The organism is Veillonella parvula, assembly GCF_040094895.1.
GTDB classification, from domain to species: Bacteria; Bacillota; Negativicutes; order Veillonellales; family Veillonellaceae; genus Veillonella; species Veillonella parvula_L.
Genome location: NZ_JBBNGV010000003.1, coordinates 169,562 through 194,421, shown reverse-complemented (window position 1 = coordinate 194,421; position 24,860 = coordinate 169,562). Strand labels below are relative to the sequence as shown.

The following is a 24,860-nucleotide window of genomic DNA, read 5'->3' as shown; positions in this document are numbered from 1 at the left end:
GGTGAAAGTTTCACTAGGGAGGTCTCATGAGTATTAGCGTCTATTATGGACGGGCTGGATCAGGCAAGACACGTGCCGTATATGAGCGCATCCGTCAGGTCATGACAGATTGTCCAGGAGAACCAATAATTTTGCTTGTTCCTGAACCTGCCACCTATCGGGTAGAACGAGAGCTAGCTGAATTTATGCCTGAAAAAGGTTTTACTACAGTTCGTATCGTAGGCTTTGGGCGTTTGGGTTATCAGGTATATCAATCGATAGGCTCAAAAGGGGCTGGTCAATCAAGTTTATCAAGCTTTGGCCGGTCTATGTTGTTGCGCCTTGTAATGAAACGAAAGCAAAAGGAACTGGGGCTGTTAGAACAGGCTACAAAGCGGCCTGAGTTTTCCTCCGTATTGCAACAGCTCTTTTCTGAATTCCGCGCCTTTCGTGCAGGCCCTGCTGACCTAGAACGAGGGGCAGAATCTGTTAAAAATAATGTATTACAAAAGAAATTACGCGAGCTAGCTATCTGTATGTCTGCTTATGAAGAGGAACTCAGTCGTCATGGGGAGCGCGACATCGATCCTATCATGGAAATCGTAGAGGCTTTGCCACAATCTCCTCTCATGGAGAATAGCCACGTCTTTATCGATGGTTTTCATTGGTTTACGCCCACACACTACGAGCTGATTTATACCTTGTTTGACTTGGCAAAGGAAGCCGTTATTACTATCGATTTACCGATGGCCCCAAAGGCGTTAAATTTAGCTCGTCGAGGGGAGCATCTCTTCAGCCGCCCTTTAGAGATTTACGACACCTTAGTTGCTCGTTATGGCTCTAGTATCAACTGGGTTGGCTTTGATGGGAAACGAGGCCCTCAAATCGTTCAAGAGCTAGAGGCTAATTACTTTGCTAGCCCTAGTAAGAAAAATACTACAGATGCAACGATTCCGCTTATTCGAGGCTATAACAGGGAACGCGAAGCCGATGCGGTGGCTCGTCGTATTTTAGCCTATATAGAATCATCTGAAGAGGCTCGTTACCGAGATGTATGTATCATGCTCCGCGAGTCTGAAACCTATGGTGACACTTTAGAAAAGATTTTTGCTCGCTACGGCATCCCGCACTTTATCGACCGTCAGCGGCCTATGAAAAACCATCCATTAGGTGAGCTATTGACGGCTCTCTTTGATATCGTGCGTCATAACTATAGTCGGGACAGCATGTTTCTATTGCTCAAGACGGACTTGATGCCGCTTACTCGTGAGGCTGTAGATGAGTTAGAGAACTACGTTCTCGAGTTTGGTATCGACCATTATAAATGGGAACGTGAAAGCTGGCCGTACTTACGAGGCTTTCATGAGGGGCAAGATGAAGAGAGCCACGTAGATGCACCACGCAGAGCACGTGTTAACAAAGCAAGACAAACCATTATGGATATATTATCTCCATGGTTTGACTTTGCTGCTAATGCGGAGGGTCATACAGGGGCTGAGTGGGGTACACAACTTTATGGTTTATTAGAAATCTTACAAGTGCCAGAGCGGCTCTATGAATGGGCGAAGGACGCAGAAACTATAGGTGATCAAGAATCCAAAGCTAGTCATGAACAGATGTATAATGCGGTTCTTTCCTTTATAGACGAAATTTCTATGGTCATGAAGGATGAAATATTGACTCTGGATGAGATGATGCTCCTCCTCGAAGAAGGCCTTAGCGATGTAAACTACTCTATGATTCCGCCGTCTTTAGATCATGTGGTGATCACCACTATCGAACGTGGTTACAGCCAGTGGTGGCCTAAGCTGTTCGTAATGGGCCTCAACCAAGGCGTATTCCCTCAAAGTATGGGAGATGAAGGTCTCATCAAGGATAAGGAGCGTCAAGAATTGGCCGATGCAGGCATTACCTTAGCAGAAGGGGCCTTGCCGAAGGCTTTCAACGAGAATTTCCTATTATATCTCGCCATGACACGGGCGTCTGATTCGTTGACCTTGTCCTATGCGGGCTCTGGTGAGGATGGAACAGGTCTTGAGCCATCCCTCGTTGTGAAACGATTAGAATCTCTTGGGTACATAGATCAGGTAGTAGATATTCCGCTCTCCATTGCACCTGATACAGAGGCAGATTACGTGTGGCGCCCGCTCCAAAGTCTGTCATTGTTATCGGAGCGTTGGGGGGCGCTCTTTAGTGGTTATGAGGTCAATCCTCTTTGGTGGGGACTCTATAACTGGGCTCGTGAAAGTGAAACATATCGTCCTCGTTTAGCGGAGGTGTCACGTGGTATTCGAGATAACAACGATGTGCCTGTCATTACGCAGGATTTAGTGAATGGTCTATTCTTGTCTAAAGGCTACATGTCTGGTTCTGTGACGCGCCTTGAACGATACCAACAATGTCCGTTTAAGTTCTATGCTCAATATGGTTTGAAGCTAGAACCGCGTCCAGTGCGTTCCTTTGGAGCTCCTGAAATCGGTACGTTCTTACATGCTAATTTAGAGCGCTTAGGTAATTATCTATTAGAAAATAACAAACAATGGCGTGACCTTGACGAAGAGGAACAAGAAAATCTATGCCGTACTGTGGCAGATGAAATCTTGCAAGAAAATCAGCTAGGTGAAGAAACGAGTGATGCCTACCAAAAGGCCATCGAGCAGCGTGTACAGAGAACATTACATGTGACGGTAGATCGTCTCGTAGAGTGGTCTAAGCGCAGCGATTTTGATACGAAGTATTTAGAGCAAGACTTTGGTCGTCAAGGTGGCTGGGATCCTATTCGGGTCCCTCTTGGTGAAGACCGTTACTTGCGACTCATCGGTCAAATTGACCGCATCGACGAATATACACGGGATGATCAAACCTATGGCATGGTTATCGATTACAAGTCGGGTGGTGCTCATGTGACGGCCCAAGATGTGTATTATGGACTTAAACTGCAACTCATGACCTATCTGTTGGCTTTGGAGTCCGCTTATGGTAAAACACATGGCGGATCTATGTCCCCTGCGGCGGTGGTTTACTCCTACGTGAAGAACCCTAAAATCCCTGCTGATGCGCCTATATCTTATGAAGAGGCCGTTTCGTTGGCTAATGAAAGCGATGCTTGGCAAAACAGTGGGTACTTCTCCGATGATATAGAGTTGTTGACGCATATTGACAATAAGTTCTTGTCCTATGGATCTAAGCGTGGGCCTTATGTGCCGATTGCTACGAAAAAAGATCAAACCATTTCTAGCAGAGATTTGCGAAAGGTTAAGTCTACAGGTGAATTTGATGTAATGTGCCGCTATACAAATCACGTGATGGCTGAGACGGGTCGTCACATTGGGAAAGGGCAGTTCCCGATTAAGCCATATCAATTGAATGGCCTTAGACCTTGCACATTCTGCGATTACAGAACGGTATGTCGCTTTGACTCTAGCCGTAATCGATATAATTATTTGTCTAGATTGTCCGAGAATGACGCATTAGAACGGATGAAAGAGGTCTTAAACGACAGAAATAATAGCAACGAAGGTAATAACAGTAACGACAGAAATAATAGTAGCGAAGGAGGTGAAGACCATGGGTGTTAAATGGACGCCAGAGCAGGAGTCTGCTATTATAGCGCCTAAGGATTCCTCCTTAGATAATCAGACCTTACTTGTTGCGGCCGCTGCCGGTTCAGGTAAGACTGCGGTTCTTGTAGAACGCATTATTACGCGTCTTAAGGACATGGATAATCCCTTATCTGTTCAAGAACTCATGGTTGTAACTTTCACAAAGGCTGCAGCTCAAGAGATGAGCGCTCGTATTGGCCTTGCCTTGGCTAAAGCCATGGAATCTACAGATGATGCTGCACTACAAGCGCGCCTTGAACGACAGCTCAATCTGTTGCCCTCGGCTCATATTTCTACATTGCACTCCTTTTGCCAATGGGTAATCCGGTCCTATTTCTATAAGCTCGACATTAATCCGACAGCGCGCATCGGCAATGAAGCAGAAATGGCATTGCTACAACAAGAGGTATTAGCCGATTTATTAACTAAATCCTATGAAGAGGGCCTTTATAATATCTATGAGCTAGCGGATTTCTTCAGCGATGATAAATCCGATGCAGGCTTAACGGCGAAGATTATGTCACTGTATAACTACGCCATGTCCCTCGCTAATCCCGATGGATGGCTAAGAAAAGCCTTAGAGCCTTATAAAGAGGCGATGACTATAAACCCTAGTGATACATTGTGGGGTCAATATATGTGGTCTAATCACATGGCTGTCATCGATCGCATTCGAGAGCGCTTAGAGCGGATGGAACAAATCTTGCTCGATCCGACAGGGCCTCATAAATGGCAAAATATATACGATAATCAACGGGCTGCACTGGGGATGCTTTCAGCGGCTCAAACTTGGGACGACATGGGGGAAGTTTGTAAACATATGGATACCTTTATTAAGGATCAGTTCCGTATGGGCTCAAAAGAGGCGCAAGCCTATGACCCTATATTGGTGGCAGAGTTTAAATCTTTGGGTGGTCAAAATAAAGATGACCTTAAAGCTATGCAAGCCGCTATATTTACCGTTCCGGAAGCTACCTTGCAAGACCAGTTCAAGGCTCAATATCCAATCATAGAAGGGTTAGTAGAGCTCACAATTGCGTTCCATCAAGCGTATCGGGATATGAAACAAGAGCAAGGCATCATGGATTTCAGCGACCTTGAGCATTTATGCTTGGCCCTTCTCGTTGAGCCTGGCACAGAGGATGATCCTCAGCCATCTGAAGTGGCGAAGGAACTGCAAGATACGTTCAAAGAAATCATGGTCGATGAATACCAAGATACGAACGGCGTGCAAGAGACGATTATTAACTTGATTTCTCGCATTGATAATAGGTTCTACGTGGGGGATGTGAAGCAGGCTATTTATAGCTTCCGTATGGCCGACAGTTCTCTGTTCATGGAGAAATATAATACGTACGGCGGCAATGATGCGGTAGAACGTCGTATCGACCTAGCGAAGAATTTCCGAACTCACGAAAATATCTTGGCTGCAACGAATTTCTTGTTCTATCAAATCATGACGGAAGAAGCGGCAGAGCTCAATTACACAGAGGCTGAATCGCTCATTCCTGGCCGCATCGTAGAGGATGCGCCAGAGGATTGGGTCGGTGGTGACGTGGAATTACAGCTTTTAGATGTGAGTAAGGATACCCTTGGTGCTAGTGAAAGTGACGAAGATGAAGGGGATGACCCTGAAAATAACGAGCGTGAGCTAGATTTTATCATTCAAAAAATCAAAGAAATCCATGCGGCTAAGAAGCAGGTGCAAAATCCAGATGGCACATTCCGTCAAATCGAGTGGCGAGACTTTGCTATTTTGCGCAGATCCTTAGCGGGCTGGGGCACCCGTGCCGTAGAAGCCATGCGGCAAGCGGGGATTCCTGCGGTGGTAAACGAGCGAGACGGTTACTTTGAAGCCCAAGAGATTCAACTCTTATTGGCGTTGTTATCCATCATAGATAATCCTGAACAAGATTTGCCGATGGCTGCCGTATTGCATTCTGGCCTGGTAGGCCTTGATGCCAACGAACTAGGTGCATTGCGTCTGTCTGGTGAGGGCTCCTTATGGTCTCTTATGCCAGCCTATGCAGAAGAGGTTCAAGATGAGCGTTTATTGGCCTTTATTGGACATATGGAAAGGTGGCGCACCTTATCGCGTCGTCACGGTGTGACCGACTTGTTGTGGGATATTTACGAATCTCAAGACTATGTAAATTATGTGGGAGCTATGCCGAATGGCCTCGTTCGCCGTGCCAATGTGCTCGCCTTATACGATAGAGCCAAGGGCTATGAAGCCTCTGGCTTCCGTGGGCTCTTTAGGTTCTTGCGCTTTGTGGAAAGCTTGCGCGACAGCAACCAAGATATGCCTCTTGCCAATGTGGTGAGCGAGGCGGATAATGTGGTGCGCCTCATGACCATCCATAAGAGCAAGGGCCTTGAATTCCCTGTAGTATTCCTATCTGGTGTACAAAAGCGATTCAACATGATGGACTTGCGTTCAGAACTTCTTATCGATAAAAATGCAGGTCTTGGTTTGAAAGGGTATTTCCCAGATATTCGAGTATCCTTCCCGACCATGCCTTGGTTTTATGTGAAAGACGTAAAAGAAGCGGCCCTCAAGGCGGAGGAGCAGCGCATTCTCTATGTTGCTTTGACACGGGCACGAGATAAGCTGTTCATGACAGGCTTTATTAAAGGCTTTAAAAATTCTAAAGGTGTGTTAAGCACCATAGGTGAGCTCATTAAAAATGCGGCTTCCGTAGAAACTCAACAGTTACCGACAGATATTATTACACAAGCTAATACCTATCTAGACTGGATGATTATGGGCTTTGCTCGTCATTTAGATGGTGGCAATCCATTGCGCGTAGCCATTGAGTACGAAGGGCCAACTTATTTTGATTTACCGGATAAACAGTGCCGTTTAAAGGTTGAAATCCATGATGGCTCTCTTTATGGTGATCTCGATTACAAAGCGGATATCGACGAGACAACCATCAACAAGGTGCGTGAGTTAAAAGCTGTTAATTCCGTAGAATTACCGCAGGAAATCGTGGACCGCTTCAACTATAGCTATCCGTACAATGATGCTACTCGCCGAACCGCAAAAATTTCTGTCAGTGAATTAAAACGACGATTCCAAGAACGAGAACTTGAAGCAGGAACTATTGATACTTTGAATGAACCAATCGCAACGGTAGAAGTTTCAGCAGATGACCTAGCAAACTCCGTATTCGGTCGAAAGCCACAAGCATTACAGTCTGAAGATGATGTATTAACCGGTGCTCAATGGGGGACTTTGATGCATGAGGCTATGCAATGGCTACCTCTTGTGACGTATACGCAAGCTTCTTTGACGAAAGAACTCGATGCACTGGTGGCGAATGGGACTTTTACAGAGGAAGAACGGAATTTATTAAGCGATACGAGTTTGTATAAATTTTTTAGCTCTGATCTTGGTAAGCGCCTTATCAATGCAAAACGTATCGAGCGAGAGTTGCCGTTTAGCATGCTCTTTGAAGGAAAACGCGTATACGACACCTTAGAGGACGGGGAAAATCTGTTCCTTCAAGGTATTATTGATACGGCCTTTGAGGAGGATGGCGAATGGGTTCTCGTAGATTACAAAACGGATCGCGTTACATCCGGAGAAGAACTCATTAAACGATATAAAATCCAAATGGACCTCTATAAAGAGGCCTTGCAGCGATTGACGGGGATGCCCGTGAAAGCATGCTATATTTATAGCTTCCGCTTGCATGATGCAATCATCGTGGACTAATGTACATAGATTCTTATAAACTAATAAACACAAAAGCTCTCTATCTTTTGATAGAGAGCTTTTGTGTTACCAATTACTTGTTATATATGTGGTAGTTTAGGCAGATTTAAGGCTTTTTTCTTTTTGTGTTTTGCAGGTGCAAATACTTTGAGTACGCGTGGCAATACTTCAATATCCACAGGCATATCCGGACCCGCATCACCATCCATATTGGTCGATAAATCATCGACGTCAGATAGAAGTTCGATATGAGCTTTTTTCACCGTTAATGTCGTTGTATAACGAGAATTATAGATGGCACCACTGATAATGAGTGGTAATACGCTGAGAATATCGAGGATAAAATATTCCTTGAAGATAATGATACGCATATAACCATCATCTACTGAGGCTTGTGGCATAAAACGCTCAAAGCTAGAGACTACATTGGTAAGTAGGGCTAAAACGAGAGGAGATTTGCAAATGAAATCGTCGTCCTCTGTTTTGATGCGGTACGTGTAGTCCTTTGTAGTGAACAATGCTTGGCCTGCTCTCAAGAAATACGCGAGAGGGCCGAGTATGCTTTTTTCCTTTGGTGTAACCTCATCTACAACTTTAGGAATAACGCCAGCTGCAATGTTATTGCAGAAATACCGATCATTACAACGGCCGATATCAATGGTTCGAGTTTCATTGATATCGATACGCCTGATAGCTTGTGTTGGATTTTGGGGAATACCGAGCGCACGAGACATATCATTTACTGTACCAACGGGGATAAACCCAAAGGTACAGGAGAATCCACCTTGGGCAATACCATTAACGGTTTCGTTAACAGTGCCGTCACCACCCATGCAGAATACGGCATCAAACCCGCGCTCACAAGCGTTCTTAGCGAAACGTGTAGCATCGCCTTCACCTCTGGTGAATTTGACCTCAATCGTTTCGAACAAGGTACTCAATTTCCATTGTAAATCGAGGGCGTAACGGCGCGCTGCACCGCCTCCTGAGACAGGGTTGATGATAATCAAACAACGGCTCATAGTATACTTCCTTACTTTCAAAAATGAGATATAGCTATTATCTATAGTTAAATTGACAGTCTTAATGATGAGTTCTATAATTGTAATGTATGCACTTAATTTCGCACAACATACTGTCTAAGATATGTTGTATACTATATTATACTCATTTTAACCGTTCTTTGAAAGTCTGAAAGCATGAATGGTTAGTAAGGTTTAGGGGCTAGTAATGGGAAGACAAAGTTCAAAAGATAAATACAAATTGTCCGCAGTGGATTCTATCGAAAGATTACCTCTCAGTGAACAAGTATATTTAACATTAAAAACAGCTATCTTAACAGGCGAATTGATGCCTCAAGAGAAGCTTAACGAAGTAAAGATTGCAGAACAATTACAAGTGAGTGCTACACCTGTGCGTGAGGCATTCCGCAAATTGGCTAAAGATAATCTCGTAGTTATCGTTCCTTGGAAAGGTGTTACTGTAAAAGCTGACACGCCAGAAGAAATCGTAGCACTTTACCAAGTTCGTGAAGTAATGGAAGGACTTGGTGCTAGATTATGTGCTCGTCATGCTACACCTGAGCAAGTACAAGAGCTAAGAACCCTTTGTAAAGAAATGCATGAAATTGAAGATGCCACAGAACGTGTTGATGTAAACAGCCGATTCCATACAATGATTGCTCATTACTCTGGCAATGAACGCATTGTAGATTATTTAGCAGGTTTCCGTGAACGCGTAAATCGCGACATGTACATCAGTTCTTTCAATGCTGTACGTACACATGACTGTGATGATGAACATGATCAAATCGTAGACGCTATTGAACGTCACGACGAAGTAGCTGCAGAAACAGCTATGCGTCAGCATATCAACAATGCATTTATCTTTAAAAAAGCAAATGCAGAAGTACAACATAAAAAACTTAATGAAGTATAATGTCTGCTGATGCTGATGCTGATGCTGATGCTGATGCTGATGCTGATGCTGATGCTGATGCTGATGTAATAGGCATAATGACATATGAAAAGCTCCGCCATTGACGGAGCTTTTTTGATTGTTATTTTGAATAGTAAATTCAATTTTCATTTAGAGTATTTAGAGCATCTTGATATAAATTAGTTATCATTTGTTGTATTTAATTAACTGTTCTTTTAGTCTATCGGATTAGTTTGTTCTTGTTTTGTTTCGAGACGTTCTTTTGGTGTGGTTCAGAAGCTCTAGTCGTTTATAGTGTGATGTTAGGTGCGCATTACAGTTTTTATAATCTACAACACGCAGTCTTACGAGTTGACCTACGTTGATTTGAAAGGCTTGGGCGATTTTAAAAAGAATTTCCAAAGACATGCCAGAGATGCCTGTACCACATTCTAATTTACTTAAATAACTACGACTGATACCAATATGACGAGCTAACTCTTGCTGAGACATATTTAGGGATACGCGAATAATGGCAATTTTATGACCTAAACAAACATATTGATGTTGTAAAAACGGGTCTTCGTATGTGTTGATCCGCAGTTTGGTGAGTGGTGTAGACGAGGGGTGCATAGGGACTCCTTCCTTTTCCCTACTCTCTAAATATAGTATACTGAGATTGTTAGTATCTGACTAATATAGAAAACTAGATAATTATCGGCTATTACAGATAATTACACGAATTGTGAAAGTAGTATTACATGTATGCTATAGTAATGTGATCATACCATTTAGTATGTTATCTTGAGTAGAGGAGGCAATATGGAAAAATACATAGCCGTTGCCCTCGGTGGCGCCACTGGGGCCTTATGCCGTATGGCTCTCGGTGAATGGGTGATGACAAAGGTCAGCTCGTTTCCGTATGGTACGGTAGTAGTAAACCTCGTTGGTTGCCTCATTATCGGTTTAGTCTTAGGCCTTTATATGCAAAAGCCAGATCTACCTCAATGGGCGAGATTCTTCCTCGTTGTAGGTGGGTTAGGTGCATTTACCACCTTCTCAACCTTTGCCTTTGAAATGCTACAGCTTATGATGGCTGAATCCTATGTACAAGCGTTATGGTACGGTGTGGTACAAGTAATAGGGGGCCTAATTCTCTGTTGGGTTGGTATGCTAATAGTGCGTCTACTCTGTACTATGTAAACATATTAATATTGAATAATAGTATTAAATACATTTTGATGTTATATAATAGCGTATTTTGTTATTAATGACTTGGGAGATATTATGAAATCTATTAGAACACAAGATGCCGTAGGGCAAACATTATTACACGATCTCGTAAGAATCGTCATAGGTGAGGTGAAAGACACGCCCTTCCGCCGTGGCCATGTAATTACAGAAGAGGATATTCCTAAACTCTTGGATCTTGGCAAGGAACATGTATTTGTAATGGAGCCGGAAGATGAGGGGTTCTTGCATGAAGAGGATGTAGCTCGTGCTTTATACCATATGGCAGGCGGTGAAAACATGCACGATGGCCCTATGGCACAAGGTAAAATTGAAGCCATTGCGGATGTAGATGGCCTTTTTAAGGTTGATGTAGACCGATTACATGCTATCAATAGCATTGGTGAGTTGACCATTGTAACAAAATTTAATAATACACCTGTGAAAGCAGGCGATAAACTAGCAGGCATGCGTTGTATTCCATTGTTGTTAGAAGAACAACAAGTAGAAGATGCAAAGAAAATTGCTGATGGTAAGCCTTTGTTACATGTAAAGCCGTTCGTGCGCAAAACAATGGGTATCGTTACGACTGGTTCTGAAGTATTTGAAGGTCGTATTAAAGATGCTTTCACACCAATCATTGAAGAACGTTGTGCTGAATTTGGTGTTATAAAGGTAGCTCACGAAATTGTAACGGATAATACAGACGATATCGTGGCGGCTATCGACAAGGTGAAAGCAGCAGGCGCAGATATCATTTTCTGCACTGGCGGTATGAGCGTTGACCCAGATGATCTCACTCCAGGAGCGATTAAACGCTATGCAAATCGAGTAGTTACCTATGGATTACCTGTGTTACCAGGGTCCATGGTTTGCATTGCTTACTGTGCAGATGGCACACCAATTCTTGGTGTACCAGGTGGTGTATTGTTCAGCAAACCGACTGCTTTTGATGAAATTGTGCCACGCCTCATCGCAGATGATGAAATCACCAAAGAAGATTGTATAGCTATGGGTCATGGAGGATTCTTGGGCTAATAGGCTAGTATAACAAGATTAGCTAGAATAACCAATATAGCTATTTTAAGTAATATAGCTAAAGCAAATAATATAACTAGAATAATTAGTATAGCTAGTATAATGAATATAGTTAATATAGCCAATATAAGGAGATAAGATAAATCTTATCTCCTTATATTGTTATTATGCTATTAAATTATAGTATGATGAATTTGATAGAATTTTTATTTATCGATAAAATTGATAATTTTATCTATTTTGTTAAAAAAACGTTTACTTCATTTAATATTTAAAGTACAATAATAGTTAAGGATAATGATAATACATTATTTAATAATGGACATATTTTATGCTGAGTTTTGTTGAATATATATTATAAATGATAATATATTATCCGTTGTATTTATAATTTTAGATGTAGGGAGGAATAGTAAACGATGAAAAGCAAACAAGTTGCATTATCATTGGCAATACTACTTGCGTTAGGTACGGGAACTGTATTACATGTAGAAGCACAAGGAAATCCGACAGAGTATTCACGTCACTTTGGTGATGAAAATACGGTTACCAGTGACCATAGTTTAGCAGTAGGTTTCAGAAATACGGTATCCGGTTCATATTCAACTGCTGTAGGACAGTCTTCTACCGCATCTGGTGAGACTTCACTAGCTATCGGACGAAGTGCACAGGCAACTGCTAATAATACTAATGCTATTGGTCGGAGTGCACGAGCAGAAGGTGAAAATGCTACTGCAATAGGTCATGGATCAGTTTCTTCAGGCCGTAATTCAAATGCCTTTGGTTCATCCGCTAAAGCATCTGCTGAAGCTTCTACAGCGGTTGGCAATAGTACAAAGGCTAGTGGTATTTCAAGTACCGCTACTGGATTTAATGCTGAGGCATCTGGTAATTTCTCTTCAGCATATGGTAATGATGCTAGAGCAAAGGGAAATCGTTCAGTAGCCGTTGGATATAATGCAAAAGCTGAAGAGAGTGCAACTGCTGTAGGTAATAATGCTAATGCTGGTGCTGCAAATGCTGTTGCACTAGGTTCAGGTAATACGATTACTGCACGTGGTGGAGTTGGAATTGGTAGCAGTAATTCTGTTTCTGGCATTGATTCTGGTGCTTTTGGGGTTAGTAATAACGTAGCACAAGCAAATACATATGTACTGGGTAGTAATGTGACGTCGACACAAGGAAATAGTGTTCTCTTAGGCAATGCATCTACCGATAGAGCTGCCACAACAGAAACACAAGCTAATATAAATGGTATTAACTATTCCGGCTTTGCCGGGGTAGGGTCAGCTCGTAACGGCGTTACGAGTGTTGGTGCATCTGGTAAAGAACGTCAGGTGATTAATGTAGCATCTGGGAAAGTATCTTCTGATAGCACGGATGCTATAAATGGTAGTCAATTATATGCAGTAGCAAATACAGTGGGCGGAATTCTTAATAATCACAATACATTAATTCAAAATAATATTAATGAAATCGATAAAAATAAAGAAAAAATTGCCGACAATGAACGAAAATTAAAAGATCATACAGATGTCTTACAAAAACATGAAGATATTTTAAATGGACATAGTCAAGAATTAGAAAAACATAATAAATTAATTGTAAATCATGATAATCAAATTACTCGTTTAACTAAAGAAAATCTTCGTCAAGATGCTGATTTACTTCGTCATGAAGATCAAATTCAAAATCATGACATTCAATTAAAAAATCAAACTGAACGTATGAATAATCAAGAAAAACGTATTGACAATCAAGATAAGCGTTTAGATTATTTAGATAATCGTGTTGATAATCATGATGCTCGAATTGAAAATCATAGTGAGCGTATCGAAAGTCATGAACGTCGTATTGAATATAATAAGACTTTAGCCACAGAAGCATTAAAAGAAGCTAAAAAACATACTAGTATTTCTGCAGGTAATAATGTAACTGTAACTACAAGCACAAATGCTGCTGGTGGTACTGATTACAAAGTATCTGTAGATAAAGTTAAATTTGGTAATGTTTCTTTGGACAATAAAGGTCTAAATAATGGTGGCAATAAAATCACTAATGTAGCCGATGGTGAAGTATCCGCTACATCTAAAGATGCCGTTAACGGTAGCCAATTGTATCAAGCTACTAGCGGTATTAGTAATGGTGTGAACCTATTAAATAGCAAAATAGGAAAAGTTGGTGCTGGTGCGGCTGCATTAGCGGCTATTCATCCATTGGATTTTGATCCTGATGATAAATGGAATTTTGCGGCTGGTTACGGTAACTATGCCGGTGAAAATGCGATGGCATTAGGTGCTTTCTACAGACCAAATGAAGACACTATGTTCAGCGTAGCTGGATCCATGGGTAACGGTGAAAACATGGTCAATGCCGGCGTTTCTTTGAAATTAGGTCAAAAAAATGGTGTATCTACTTCTAGAGTAGCTTTGGCTAAAGAGGTTCAGGACTTAAAGGCCATTGTAAAAGCCCAAAATGTAGAGATTCAACAAATGAAGGCATCCATGGGAATGGCACCTCAGTATGACAAGAAAGATGTGAACTTCCCTGATGTACCGGCTAATCATTGGGCTTATGAATATGTAAAAGACTTGGCTGATAAAGGTCTTGTTGAAGGTTATCCTGATGGCGAATTTAAAGGCGATCGTACGATGACTCGTTATGAGTATGCTGCGATCATTTACCGTGCTTTACAATTGGGTGCTCCAATTGATGGTAAAATGGGGCGTGCGATTAACGAATTTAATCCTGAATTGGCTCGTCTTCGTGACTTGGATCGCATTCGTGTGGATCGAATCTCTGGTAAAGACAATGATCGTCATAAGGTAGAACGACTTCGTGTAAACAATAAAGACAATAAGCAAACTAATGATTACAGAGATGTTTATGGTAGTCATATCGAGCGTAATGCGAAGTAATTACTTGTCATGAATTAACCTTTTAAACTAAAAGGAAGACAACAAAATAGTTCTTGTATAAACTAAAGAAAAAACAAAAGAGGCTGTGATAAACAGCCTCTTTTCATCTAGCGGATAGTTGAGTTAATAACAATCTGCACTTTCAGAAATTAGAAATTATGATCCTTTTCTGGAGTGCAGATTATAGTCAACTATCCGCTATTTTATTGTTTTGTTCAATTAATTACATTATTGATGGCGTTATTAAAATGATTTTTTACCTAGTGTAGGGTGGCTACAACGTTTTAGTGTTAGGGTATCAATCATATGGACTGCTTCGTCCAATGTAATATCTTCGCGCTTCGTTGGTGTTTCTAGGACTGCTAACGGATGCTCCGTGCCTACCTCACCAGAAGGCAAGTAAATATATTCTTGGTTAACATTGTCACCAAAGATATAGCCAGCTTGTAAATGTTCTTTATGAATCCGACTCATGGTCTCTCCTTAAATAATTTGCTTTAGCTTAAAATCTAGATAGTCTGCAGATACCAACTCTAGTTTTGTCGTACTAAATTCCTTTGGAATCCGGTTAAAAGAAATTTGATCGTGTAAGTGACCAAAAATGCAGATATCTACGTTATATTGCTCCATGAGATCCGTAAAGCCCGAAGGTGCGTTGGACTCGTTGAATGGAGGGTAGTGTAGCAACAATAACTTTGTTACAGGAATATTTTCTATATCTATACTTAAATCAGATGTTGATGATAAATAGGCCGTTGCCTTATCCATTTCCTGTAGTGCTGCTTCGGTACGCATCACTTCTCTATCGTAAATGGATTGGTCCGTTTCTGGGGAGAAGTGGGAGTCTCCAGGACAGAGGTAGGCACGTGTTCCACCAAATGCAATAAGGCGCGGACCTTCTTCGGTTTGGATGACTTCTGCGGTGCCGTGACCTTGTATAAAGGTAATAGCGTCACCCATGAGATTATGCATCTTGTTTGCTGATGCCCACCAATAATCATGGTTGCCACGAATCATATATTTTTTACCAGGTAAAGATGCAATTTCTTGTAAATCGCAGGCAGCTTCATCGAGACGGAGCGCCCAGCTCATGTCACCTACAAGAAAGACGATGTCTTCGTTGGTTACATTGGTATTCCAATGCTCTTTGATGCGGGCCCAGTGATCATTCCAGTGAGGGCCAAAAATATCCATCGGCTTTGTTGGAGGATTGCCAGATAGATGGAGGTCGCCGATGGCAAATACTTTCATAAAAATCCTTTCAATTATGTATGGTTAAAACCATATATATAATTATGTACGGTATATGGTCAGAACTATTTAGTAGCTTGAAAATAAGGCGTAATATCGTGCTTGATTTTAGCAGCTCGTTCCTCATCACAAGTTTGAGGAATTTTGTAGCCTACATAGAGGGGCGTCGTTACATAACGCGCCACTACCTTGATGTAATCATAGCCGTCCTCAAGATTATATACGAAGTAATTATAGGACTGGCTAAAGTTTGCTACACTATGCAATACATAGCGCAAAATTTGTTGTAGTCGAAGGGCTACAGCACGAACCGGTGAATCTGGTTTGAAGCGAATATTGTACTCAAAGAACCCGATAATTGGATGGGTAGACAAGGTGATACGTACATCTTGATCCTCGTGCAAGAGCCAGCCCTCCATGTTTTGAACCGTAATATCTTTGTGGTAATCATAATTTTCAAGACCTATGATTTGGCTGTGTGGATGGCGAATAGAGCCGCCGGACATATAGCCATAATTTTTGAAAAAGAGTACAGATTTGAACTCTTTACGCTGACGAGTTTCGCGCCACTTATCGAGACCAAATTGGAGAATGTGGGCAGCTTCATTTGCAGGTAAGGTGGAAAATTCGCCTTCGTCGGTTTCCGTTTCGATAATGACGGTAGGCCAAGTTTTTTCTAATACAGGATACTTGTTCATGAGCCATATAATATGACCTGATGTATCGAGAATATCCGTTAATTTGGAACGATCACAGAAGGGACAACGCACTTGTTCATTGCGAATATTGACGGGCTTTGTGCGCCCTAATTCGATATTAAATCTAAGTGGTTTGTTCATCATGTGCCTCCTTCCTTGTAAGAAACTCTATACTCTTAATCATACCACAACTAGCGCATTCGTACATGAAATAATGGTATAATAATAGTGTGTTATTTTTGTGACTAAGGAGGCCCTATGAAACCAACGACGCTCGTATTTCCCATTGATGAACAAAATCGTATATTGTTAGGGCGTAAGAAGCGTGGTTTTGGGGCTAATAAATATAATGGTTTCGGTGGTAAACTTGATGATGGTGAAAGCTTCCGAGAGTGTGCCATTCGTGAACTCTATGAGGAATCTGGCCTTCAAGGACGTGTCGAAGACTTAGAATGTGTAGCGGCTTTTGATTTTCAATTTCCTTTTGATGAGAGCTTAACGCACGTAAGCTATGTGTATTTCTTGCGTACTTTCACAGGTACTGTAGAGGAAACAGATGAAATGGAGCCTCATTGGTTAGAGCCGAATCAAATTCCTTATGAACATATGTGGGATGGTGACTGCAGATGGTTGCCGATGTTGTTAGAAGGTAAGAAATTAAAAGGACCTATTGTGTTTGGACGAGATAATAATATGGTGGATAAGATGGATTTGACCACTGTTGATACCGTTCTTGAAAGCGAACACTTGGCGCGCATTGATTTGTATATTAATGGCTGATACGTATAGATTATTTGCGTTATATTGTCGAATATAGGTATTCTTTATACTATGCCGACGAATTTTAGTGTATACCTATTTAATTATTAACATAAATTTACTAACATCAAGATGATGGTTTGGTGGATTTTAAAATGTAAAAAGGGGCTATATGACCATGAGAGTGGTAATATGCTCCATAATTTATACTATTTTGAGGTAATATGACTGATAAAAAGAACCCAAAGTGGGTGCCACAGCTATTGGCGTGGTATGATGTACATAAACGGGAGTTGCCGTGGCGCGGTTGTGGGGACCCTTATAAGATTTGGGTTTCCGAGGTGATGAGCCAGCAGACGCGCATTGAGGCGATGAAACCCTATTATGATAACTGGATGCGTCTATTTCCAACCTTGGAGGATTTGGCAAAGGCCTCCGAAGATGAGGTAGTTCACGCATGGCAAGGGCTTGGCTATTATAGCCGTGCTCGTAATTTACGGCTCGGTGTAAAGGATGTCGTTGAAAACTATGGTGGTATCGTGCCTTATGACCGTAAGACCATGGAATCCTTAAAGGGCGTAGGCTCTTATACGGCAGGGGCTGTGCTATCCATGGCGTACAACGAACCAGAGGTGGCTGTAGATGGCAATGTGTTGCGCATCTATGCTCGTTTATATCGCATCTTTGACGATATCTTGGGTACTAAAGGTAAAAAGGCTATTACGGCTATCGTAGAGGAGACTTTGCCTCACGATCGACCTGGTGATTTTAACCAAGCCTTGATGGACTTTGGCTCTGCTGTGTGCATTCCAAAAACTCCACGTTGTGGGGAATGTCCTATTGTAAATATGTGCGCTGCCTATCAACATGAGGATACAGATAAACTGCCTGTGCGCATCAAGAAAACAAAGGTAGTAGAGGTGCCTTTATTCGTGGGGATCTTGCAGTATAAAGGCTATTATTTATTGCATAAACGGCTGAATCGTGGACTTTTACGATCCATGTGGGAATTCCCATCTCTGGAAATGGTATCTGCCTTTGAGGACGGAGAACGAGGCCTTGAGAAATTAGTTCAGGCCCTTGGATTTGATCTATCTTTGCAACCAGTACTTGTGAAAGAAATAACACATGTTTTCTCTCACCGAAAATGGTTTATGAAAGCATTCCGCGGTGATTTAACATACACAGGGGACGCAAATAATATATCGATTGCAGATATCCAACAGCAATTGCCAAAGGATTGGATGCTCATCAAGCGCGATGAGTTTTCCGACTATGCTTGGGCGGGACCTCATGGTAAACTGACGGAAATCGCAAAGTAATTTGTAGGAGCAATGAATGAGAATTCTATTTAATATCATTTTTTCTGCCATCCTCGCAATAGGTCTGGTAGGATTTTGGGCTCTATTCCTCAACTTGTGGAAGCCTAAAAAGAAATGGCCAGCCTGGGTGGGCTATATCATCATTATCGGTGCGTGGTTCGTGGCTATCCGATACTATATACTCAATCAAGTGGATTTATATGGTACGATGTACTATCCTTTGATGAATATGTTCCGTACTGAAAGCTATGGATTCCTCTTTGGCGTATTCCTAGCGATTCCTGTATTTATCATACTTAGTCTATTATATTGGACAATTAATAAGATTTGGAGCAAAACACCAGAGGAAAATAGAACGGGTTGTCGTGCTTTCTTTAGAACTGCTGCAACTATAGTGCCGTTGGCTACTATCGGTGGTTCTAGCTATGCTGCCTTTGCAGGTCAACAAGAGGTAGTAGTAACGCATGAAAGCTTTGGCTACACGAATCTACCACCTGGTTTGAAAAACTATAAAATTGTTCAACTTAGTGATATTCATATAGGTCCGAGTATCGACTTAGATGACTTTGATGAAATCCTGAAACTAGCGCTTTTACAAAAGCCTAATCGCGTTGTTATCACTGGTGACCTCATTGATAAGCTTGCATGGTTGCCGCAAGTCTGTGAAAGACTGACAACCTTTGCAAAACAAATCCCAGATGGGGTTGACTTTATCTTGGGAAATCACGAGTATCATCACGATGTAAATAAGGTGCTGGATTCACTTAAACGAAATACACCTATGAATATTCTTGTGAATAGTAATATTCAAATCATGGGGGGCAAACAACCTGTATATATTGCGGGCGTTGCGTACGATAACGATCGGGAAAAAGAAAAGCGTGAAGCTATGATTGATAAGGCTTTATCTGGAATTCCAGACTATGCCTTTGTTATCCTATTGGCTCATCACCCTGAATTCTTCGAAGAATCTATTGAACGAAAGATTCCGTTGACTCTATCTGGACATACCCACGGAGGTCAAATCGTATTTATGGGTATGCCGTTAGTACCAACAGGCACACCATATACAAAAGGTCGCTATGTAGAAGAACAAAGCGTATGCTACGTTAATAACGGCACAGGACACTGGTTCCCAATTCGTATCAACTGTCCACGAGAAATTACGGTTATTACATTCTTTGATGGAGTAGCTTAGTTTGAAAGACAAACTCACTATAGGTATACATTAATGTATAGTAAATCCTTTATTTATAAAATCCTTATATGTATTATTGTGCTTATGCTATTTGATATCTCTCTAATCTACGATATGACAGCGGATATATATAAGAGATATCTCAAAATAGCAATACTAGTGGCAATTGGATGCCATTTAGATTTATACCTGGAACTTAGTAAACAAGAAATACTGCTAATACAGGCGTTTAAGAATGATACATTTAACGAGACCTATGAACTGTTAAATACAAAACAGGCTGTTCTCATCATATTCTTGATTGTATTAATGACTATAAACCTTGTGAAATATTAGAAAAATATAGGGTACAAACAAAAAGAGGTATTGTATTTGAAAATATAATACCTCTTTTTATTATATGAACTTATATAATAAGTGTGATATATTAGAATTAAAAATTTTGGTTGTGTTATGAATATATAGGTTTTATGTTGGGAGTAAGCATATGTTTTTAAAACTTTATAATTATTTTGTGCGAGGCTTAGTACTTTTTTTACTTATATGTATTCCATATAGTCTTGTCACAAATCCAGAGTTGATTGAAGATGAAGTAGATTTTTATTTCTTTGTTATCGCATATGTTATAATACTTTTGTTTTATGTGGTATGGAACTATATTTATAACTATTTAAGACGTAAAAGAGGGTAGCATTTGTGCACATTCATTTACCATTAGTTCTGAAATCTATCTTTTTTCGGTGATTGTTTTATATTGGCTTATATAAAATACTGTTAAAAAACTTTCACCATTATTGGTATCTATATGATAATTAAAAGTATGAAACAGTTTTTAGTTGATGAACTTTGTAAGTTTAAGATTGAAGTAATAGCGTTAATTCAATATGTAAGGAAGCTTAAAACACTTACGATGAATGTACAAACTTATCTTTCAATAAATATTTTAGTTTTCTTGGGCATAGAAGCAAATATTTTCATGCTTTCTCTTCCTTTTGATAGAATATATAATCAAGAATACTATAATATGTTATTTTATGTAGGGCATACTCTTTATATTCTTTTTGTTTTTATTACAAATTACATGCGGTTGAATTATTATAAAAAGGCTTCTCTTAATTGGCTTAATGTTATTATAATGATTTCTTTAGTAATGGTTTTACTTTTGGGTAAAAGTATTACTATTTCTAGTTCTAATTTTAGCTTTAGAGGCACTACTGATTATATATTGGGGAATGAGGTACTATGGAGCGTAGATACACCTGAGATGTTCTTTCCTTTTCTGATGGGGCTGATACTATTTGGGGCATTTGGAATCGATAAATTGTGGTCTGCTCATAATACTATTGAAACTAATGGGATTATTTTTGATAATAAAGTTATTGATGTGTGGTGGGGCAATAGAAATGATTTAACCGATGGGCAAATTAAGACCTTAAAGTTATATTATAGTCGACAGGAGTCCTACCCTTTTTGGATTGATATCTATAAAAGTATTTTAATAGATAGTTTATGGTTTTATGGACGCAGTACTGTTCGTCAGTGGCATATGTTTAATGTGTTTTTAGCTTTTATTATGTATAATTTTGTTGTAACTTATACTATTGAGCCCTCCATTCTAAGATATACTTTATACATTTATCTTACATATACTGTAATTACTATGATATGTAGACGCTTGATGGATACCAATAGTAGTATTTTTTGGCTTATTTGCTTATTTGTACCTTTAGTTAATATATATGTGCTGTATTTACTATATAATAAAACATCTGCATTATATGATCAGGAAAGTAACTCTATTTTTTATTATCCTTTATAACTAATTAACCTCTGCTATGATAGTATCCTAGCAGGGGTTATTGTATTTATTTATAAAATCCAGAGTTTAAATTAGAAATATCATTATTTCTAATGTTAAAATAAAAATGAAATATATGTTGCTCTTATCTTTGAGAAGAGTAAAGTACATTGTTTATTAAAGTATGATTATTATTGTATGTGCTGTAGATTTTTAGTAAAAATCAAAATTAGTGAGAGAAAATGAATAAACTAGAAGAGATAAGAGGTTATCTAGACATGAATGAAGAGATTGAATTTAGGTATAACGGTTTAGAGTGCTTTGTGACTCCAAATAATGTTGTTTGGGAATTTTGGATTAATGATGAATGTGTTATTAAAGAGCCAGATTTAGACACTTTTTTAATGATACCTTGCTTAGAAGGTCACACAATTAGCGATATTTTTGCCAATGAGTTATATGATGAGAAATCTCTGTACATTTTTTAAACCTTTAGAGAAAGTATTATATGTGTAATTGGTTTATATTCGATTAAGCAAATGACTTGAAAATGCCAAGCGTACTAATTAGTCTGTTGCGTTTAATATCAGTATTTATAAGGTGATCGGTAGATCCTTAAGGATAAGTATGTTTGACTAGAAAAATTAGGAAGGAGTAAACATCAATGAGTGGTTCAGATGTTTCTTTATATGACGAAGTTATTGAAGGCTTGAGATGTAACAGGGAGTTAGAACTATATTATAATGATTCTACATATGGGATTGTTACTTATGGTGCATTATGGCAACTATGGAAAAATAAGGATCTTTTAGATGAATGTAATGATTTTTTACCGTTATTAGAAAATCCAATAATAAATGGTAGGAGTTTAAAAGATATTATAAAGACGAAAGATTGTGGACTACTTTTAATGTAAAAATGATTGAATTATAATCTAATAAAACTATAGAAGGAATATAGATGATAGACTTAGAACCTATTAAACAGATAAAAAGTCCAAGTTTAGAAAATGTTATAATTTTTGCTTTGCGATGTGTAAATTATATGATTATAAATGATAAACTTAATGGTTTCATTGTTATGGACCTGGCGTGGAAAGAAGTTAATACCTATTCTTAATAATATTAAGGAATTCTATTTTTATCAATTATACGAATTTAGTGATGACATAATTTTAATGTGTACCAATAAAGGGATAGTATCTTTGTCATTGATTGATTATTCTGTTCGTATTATAGATGAAATAGCCAAATATGATAAAAAATTTGCATACTTTGTTTATGAAAGTGAAATAAAAGAATCCTTTCCTCGTAATGAAAAATTAGTTTGTTTGGATACAAATAATATTACGATATTAGATGATCTTAAAAAGATTCAGATTCAAAACCCTATTTCTGTTCCGTATTTTGACGTATCTATGACCGAAAGATATGGTTTAGCTGTTGCAGAGAATCAATTGCAGATTTTTAATCTCAATGGAGATACAAAAAGCAAGATATTATCCTATAAAAGACCATGGTATGGTGAATGAGCTGATCTATTTGAAAAAGATGATGGACTTCATCTATATGTTATAAGTCGTAATGATTTGGACGAATTAACAAGTCTTTCAGAATATGTAACTCCATTTGACAAGACGCCTAGTTATGTAATTTTATTATAAGCTTTATACGACTTATTAAAGGTGAGATTTGATTTAGATATTTTGTAACTCTACGTTTAGAATAATTGCCTAACTAAAAGAAGGACTGTAAACGAATGCTTTAAAGTAGTATTTCGTTTACAGTCCCTTTTATATTTCGTTCATTTGAGGTATGAGAGGATGTTACAGATATGTCATAGATATGAGAGAGATTTTATTTCATGCGAACTGCTTCGGCAAATTCGTCTTCGGTCATGAGTTTTTCTTCCAAGATGATTTCTTTAATAGAGCAACCGCGTTTGTACGCTTCTTTTACCACCTTGGCGCTCTTGTCGTAGCCAATATATGGTGTTAAGGATGTAGCAATCATGAGAGATTGTTCTACGAAGAAGTTGAGCTTTTCAGGTACAAATTCTACGCCGTCGATGCAGTGTGTTGTGAAAGAGTTCATAGCGTCTGCGAGGAGGCGACAGCTTTCAACAAAGTCATAGATCATGATAGGCATGTATACGTTCAATTGGAACGCACCGCTACCTGCACAGAGCGTCATAGTTGTATTGTGGCCGAATACTTGGGCGCATACCATGGTCAAAGCTTCACATTGAGTAGGATTTACCTTGCCTGGCATGATGGAGGAGCCCGGTTCGTTTTCAGGAAGATGCCATTCGCCGTAGCCACAGCGAGGGCCAGAGCCTAAGAAGCGCACATCGTTAGCGATTTTGAATAGGGTAGTCGCTAATGTGTTAAGTGCACCGTGAGCCATCATAAATGCATCTTTGAGAGCAAGTCCTTGGAATTTGTTATTCTTAACACGGAATGGAGCACCTGTTACCTCTGGCAATACAGTTTCCATAACGTCTAGATAGCCCTTAGGTGTGTTCACACCTGTACCGACCGCAGTACCACCGAGTGCTACGTCGAGGAGGTGGTCAGCATTTTGAAGGAGCATAGTTTTGGCAGTTTTTAGGCCGTCCACAAAGGCGCTAATTTCTTGGTCTACCATGATAAAAGTAGCATCTTGTAGGTGGGTACGACCAACTTTTTGCAATCCTTTTCCTTTTTTTTGCAATTTTTCAAAGGATCCGATAAGGCCGTCCAATGCAGGAATTACGCGTTTTGTAATTTCAAAGTATGCACAGATATGCATTGCCGTAGGGAATGTATCGTTTGTACTTTGGCCGCGGTTTACATCGTCGTTAGGATGAAGTGGATTGGATTCATCTAACTGTTTAGCTCGGTGAGCGATGACTTCGTTCACATTCATGTTAGTTTGTGTGCCAGAGCCTGTTTGGAATACGGTTAACGGGAATTCTTCATCCCATTTGCCATCCACGATTTCATCTACTACTTGAGCGATGAGTTTCGCTTTTTCCTCAGTTACTGCGCCACACTTTGCATTGGTTAAAGCACATGCTTTTTTTACAAGCGCAAGCGCCTTGATTTGTTCAATAGGGATGCGGTGGTCACCGATTTTAAAATTATTGAACGAGCGTTGCGTTTGAGGTCCGTAAATTCGTCTAGCGTCGACTTCGACTGGTCCCATTGAATCATATTCAATTCTTGTTTCCATAATGTTTACAACCTCCTTAAAAGACATGCCGACCCTACTGTCGGTACTTTAATTATATAAAATCCTGTATATTTGTACAGAATAAAAGAGAATGATTTCTATTTTCATATAATTGATAGGTGTATATGCATAATGCGCATATAAGAAAGGGGAAGTATATTGTGCTTTCCTTCTCTCCATACTTTATGATTTCAATCTATATGTAAGATTGATAATG

19 protein-coding genes are annotated in these 24,860 nt (G+C 39.7%); 13 read left to right on the top strand and 6 right to left on the bottom strand.

The features are described 5' to 3' along the window. Positions 1 to 26 precede the first annotated feature (26 nt). Complete coding sequence (locus AAAT26_RS06795; protein ID WP_349209023.1) at positions 27 to 3,557, top strand: PD-(D/E)XK nuclease family protein; 3,531 nt, start codon at positions 27 to 29, stop codon at positions 3,555 to 3,557. After that, the gene (gene addA / locus AAAT26_RS06790; RefSeq protein WP_349209022.1) at positions 3,547 to 7,302 is read left to right on the top strand and encodes a helicase-exonuclease AddAB subunit AddA; all 3,756 of its coding nucleotides are present in this window, start codon (positions 3,547 to 3,549) and stop codon (positions 7,300 to 7,302) included. The genes AAAT26_RS06795 and addA overlap by 11 nt, the downstream gene beginning before the upstream one ends. Before the next feature lie 80 nt (positions 7,303 to 7,382). Here the strand turns inward: addA and AAAT26_RS06785 are convergent, their stop codons facing one another. Next, complete coding sequence (locus AAAT26_RS06785) at positions 7,383 to 8,324, bottom strand: diacylglycerol/lipid kinase family protein (RefSeq protein WP_004694845.1); 942 nt, start codon at positions 8,322 to 8,324, stop codon at positions 7,383 to 7,385. A gap of 208 nt (positions 8,325 to 8,532) precedes the next feature. Between AAAT26_RS06785 and AAAT26_RS06780 the strand changes: the two genes are divergently transcribed. Then, positions 8,533 to 9,240, top strand: a complete 708-nt coding sequence (locus AAAT26_RS06780; RefSeq protein WP_004694848.1) for a GntR family transcriptional regulator — start codon at positions 8,533 to 8,535, stop codon at positions 9,238 to 9,240. Between the two features lie 228 nt (positions 9,241 to 9,468). Here the strand turns inward: AAAT26_RS06780 and AAAT26_RS06775 are convergent, their stop codons facing one another. Then, positions 9,469 to 9,852 carry a helix-turn-helix domain-containing protein gene (locus AAAT26_RS06775; protein WP_024060888.1) on the bottom strand — a complete coding sequence of 128 codons (384 nt, stop codon included), beginning with the start codon at positions 9,850 to 9,852 and terminating at the stop codon, positions 9,469 to 9,471. Positions 9,853 to 10,041: 189 nt separating this feature from the next. On the opposite strand from AAAT26_RS06775, the gene crcB reads away from it, so the two are divergent. The 3 genes from crcB (at position 10,042) to AAAT26_RS06760 (ending at position 14,405) form a co-directional block, all read left to right on the top strand. Then, positions 10,042 to 10,422, top strand: a complete 381-nt coding sequence (gene crcB, locus AAAT26_RS06770; RefSeq protein WP_004694851.1) for a fluoride efflux transporter CrcB — start codon at positions 10,042 to 10,044, stop codon at positions 10,420 to 10,422. 84 nt (positions 10,423 to 10,506) lie between these two features. Continuing rightward, complete coding sequence (locus tag AAAT26_RS06765) at positions 10,507 to 11,487, top strand: molybdopterin-binding protein (protein ID WP_118091249.1); 981 nt, start codon at positions 10,507 to 10,509, stop codon at positions 11,485 to 11,487. Positions 11,488 to 11,906: 419 nt separating this feature from the next. Further along, positions 11,907 to 14,405 (top strand): S-layer homology domain-containing protein, encoded by a 2,499-nt coding sequence (locus tag AAAT26_RS06760; RefSeq protein WP_155085872.1) that lies wholly within the window; start codon positions 11,907 to 11,909, stop codon positions 14,403 to 14,405. Positions 14,406 to 14,648: 243 nt separating this feature from the next. On the opposite strand, the gene AAAT26_RS06755 is transcribed toward AAAT26_RS06760, so the two are convergent. From AAAT26_RS06755 to AAAT26_RS06745, 3 genes are all read right to left on the bottom strand, one after another. Further along, a complete protein-coding gene (locus AAAT26_RS06755; RefSeq protein WP_004698256.1) occupies positions 14,649 to 14,879 on the bottom strand; it encodes a hypothetical protein in 231 nt (76 codons plus the stop codon). 9 nt (positions 14,880 to 14,888) lie between these two features. Continuing rightward, positions 14,889 to 15,656: a metallophosphoesterase gene (locus tag AAAT26_RS06750; protein ID WP_227037289.1), complete on the bottom strand. Its 768-nt coding sequence runs from the start codon at positions 15,654 to 15,656 to the stop codon at positions 14,889 to 14,891. Positions 15,657 to 15,721: 65 nt separating this feature from the next. Next, entirely contained in the window at positions 15,722 to 16,495 is a 774-nt protein-coding gene (locus AAAT26_RS06745) for a DUF4931 domain-containing protein (RefSeq protein ID WP_227037290.1), read from the bottom strand. 117 nt (positions 16,496 to 16,612) lie between these two features. Between AAAT26_RS06745 and AAAT26_RS06740 the strand changes: the two genes are divergently transcribed. The 7 genes from AAAT26_RS06740 to AAAT26_RS06710 all read left to right on the top strand — a co-directional run bounded on the left by AAAT26_RS06740 (position 16,613) and on the right by AAAT26_RS06710 (position 22,962). Next, a complete protein-coding gene (locus tag AAAT26_RS06740) occupies positions 16,613 to 17,134 on the top strand; it encodes an 8-oxo-dGTP diphosphatase (protein ID WP_128114475.1) in 522 nt (173 codons plus the stop codon). Positions 17,135 to 17,337: 203 nt separating this feature from the next. After that, positions 17,338 to 18,435 (top strand): A/G-specific adenine glycosylase, encoded by a 1,098-nt coding sequence (gene mutY / locus AAAT26_RS06735; protein ID WP_195213336.1) that lies wholly within the window; start codon positions 17,338 to 17,340, stop codon positions 18,433 to 18,435. A 16-nt stretch (positions 18,436 to 18,451) separates the two neighbouring features. Next, complete coding sequence (locus tag AAAT26_RS06730) at positions 18,452 to 19,633, top strand: metallophosphoesterase (protein ID WP_349209021.1); 1,182 nt, start codon at positions 18,452 to 18,454, stop codon at positions 19,631 to 19,633. Between the two features lie 820 nt (positions 19,634 to 20,453). After that, complete coding sequence (locus AAAT26_RS06725; RefSeq protein WP_302682651.1) at positions 20,454 to 21,452, top strand: DUF805 domain-containing protein; 999 nt, start codon at positions 20,454 to 20,456, stop codon at positions 21,450 to 21,452. A gap of 221 nt (positions 21,453 to 21,673) precedes the next feature. Beyond that, a complete protein-coding gene (locus AAAT26_RS06720) occupies positions 21,674 to 21,919 on the top strand; it encodes a hypothetical protein (protein WP_232054987.1) in 246 nt (81 codons plus the stop codon). Positions 21,920 to 22,095: 176 nt separating this feature from the next. Further along, complete coding sequence (locus tag AAAT26_RS06715) at positions 22,096 to 22,347, top strand: hypothetical protein (protein WP_105087186.1); 252 nt, start codon at positions 22,096 to 22,098, stop codon at positions 22,345 to 22,347. 288 nt (positions 22,348 to 22,635) lie between these two features. Then, a complete protein-coding gene (locus AAAT26_RS06710; RefSeq protein WP_316055315.1) occupies positions 22,636 to 22,962 on the top strand; it encodes a hypothetical protein in 327 nt (108 codons plus the stop codon). A 325-nt stretch (positions 22,963 to 23,287) separates the two neighbouring features. Here AAAT26_RS06710 and AAAT26_RS06705 read toward each other — a convergent pair whose 3' ends face one another. Then, positions 23,288 to 24,643, bottom strand: coding sequence for a class II fumarate hydratase (locus AAAT26_RS06705; RefSeq protein WP_004698284.1), 1,356 nt, complete (start codon positions 24,641 to 24,643; stop codon positions 23,288 to 23,290). Positions 24,644 to 24,860: the final 217 nt, after the last annotated feature.

What these genes read in the sequence shown, in the direction of transcription:
- AAAT26_RS06795 (WP_349209023.1), top strand. Translation starts at nt 27, where the DNA reads ATGAGTATTAGCGTCTATTATGGACGGGCTGGATCAGGCAAGACACGT.
- addA (WP_349209022.1), top strand. Translation starts at nt 3,547, where the DNA reads ATGGGTGTTAAATGGACGCCAGAGCAGGAGTCTGCTATTATAGCGCCT.
- AAAT26_RS06785 (WP_004694845.1), bottom strand. Translation starts at nt 8,324, where the DNA reads ATGAGCCGTTGTTTGATTATCATCAACCCTGTCTCAGGAGGCGGTGCA.
- AAAT26_RS06780 (WP_004694848.1), top strand. Translation starts at nt 8,533, where the DNA reads ATGGGAAGACAAAGTTCAAAAGATAAATACAAATTGTCCGCAGTGGAT.
- AAAT26_RS06775 (WP_024060888.1), bottom strand. Translation starts at nt 9,852, where the DNA reads ATGCACCCCTCGTCTACACCACTCACCAAACTGCGGATCAACACATAC.
- crcB (WP_004694851.1), top strand. Translation starts at nt 10,042, where the DNA reads ATGGAAAAATACATAGCCGTTGCCCTCGGTGGCGCCACTGGGGCCTTA.
- AAAT26_RS06765 (WP_118091249.1), top strand. Translation starts at nt 10,507, where the DNA reads ATGAAATCTATTAGAACACAAGATGCCGTAGGGCAAACATTATTACAC.
- AAAT26_RS06760 (WP_155085872.1), top strand. Translation starts at nt 11,907, where the DNA reads ATGAAAAGCAAACAAGTTGCATTATCATTGGCAATACTACTTGCGTTA.
- AAAT26_RS06755 (WP_004698256.1), bottom strand. Translation starts at nt 14,879, where the DNA reads ATGAGTCGGATTCATAAAGAACATTTACAAGCTGGCTATATCTTTGGT.
- AAAT26_RS06750 (WP_227037289.1), bottom strand. Translation starts at nt 15,656, where the DNA reads ATGAAAGTATTTGCCATCGGCGACCTCCATCTATCTGGCAATCCTCCA.
- AAAT26_RS06745 (WP_227037290.1), bottom strand. Translation starts at nt 16,495, where the DNA reads ATGAACAAACCACTTAGATTTAATATCGAATTAGGGCGCACAAAGCCC.
- AAAT26_RS06740 (WP_128114475.1), top strand. Translation starts at nt 16,613, where the DNA reads ATGAAACCAACGACGCTCGTATTTCCCATTGATGAACAAAATCGTATA.
- mutY (WP_195213336.1), top strand. Translation starts at nt 17,338, where the DNA reads ATGACTGATAAAAAGAACCCAAAGTGGGTGCCACAGCTATTGGCGTGG.
- AAAT26_RS06730 (WP_349209021.1), top strand. Translation starts at nt 18,452, where the DNA reads ATGAGAATTCTATTTAATATCATTTTTTCTGCCATCCTCGCAATAGGT.
- AAAT26_RS06725 (WP_302682651.1), top strand. Translation starts at nt 20,454, where the DNA reads ATGAAACAGTTTTTAGTTGATGAACTTTGTAAGTTTAAGATTGAAGTA.
- AAAT26_RS06720 (WP_232054987.1), top strand. Translation starts at nt 21,674, where the DNA reads ATGAATAAACTAGAAGAGATAAGAGGTTATCTAGACATGAATGAAGAG.
- AAAT26_RS06715 (WP_105087186.1), top strand. Translation starts at nt 22,096, where the DNA reads ATGAGTGGTTCAGATGTTTCTTTATATGACGAAGTTATTGAAGGCTTG.
- AAAT26_RS06705 (WP_004698284.1), bottom strand. Translation starts at nt 24,643, where the DNA reads ATGGAAACAAGAATTGAATATGATTCAATGGGACCAGTCGAAGTCGAC.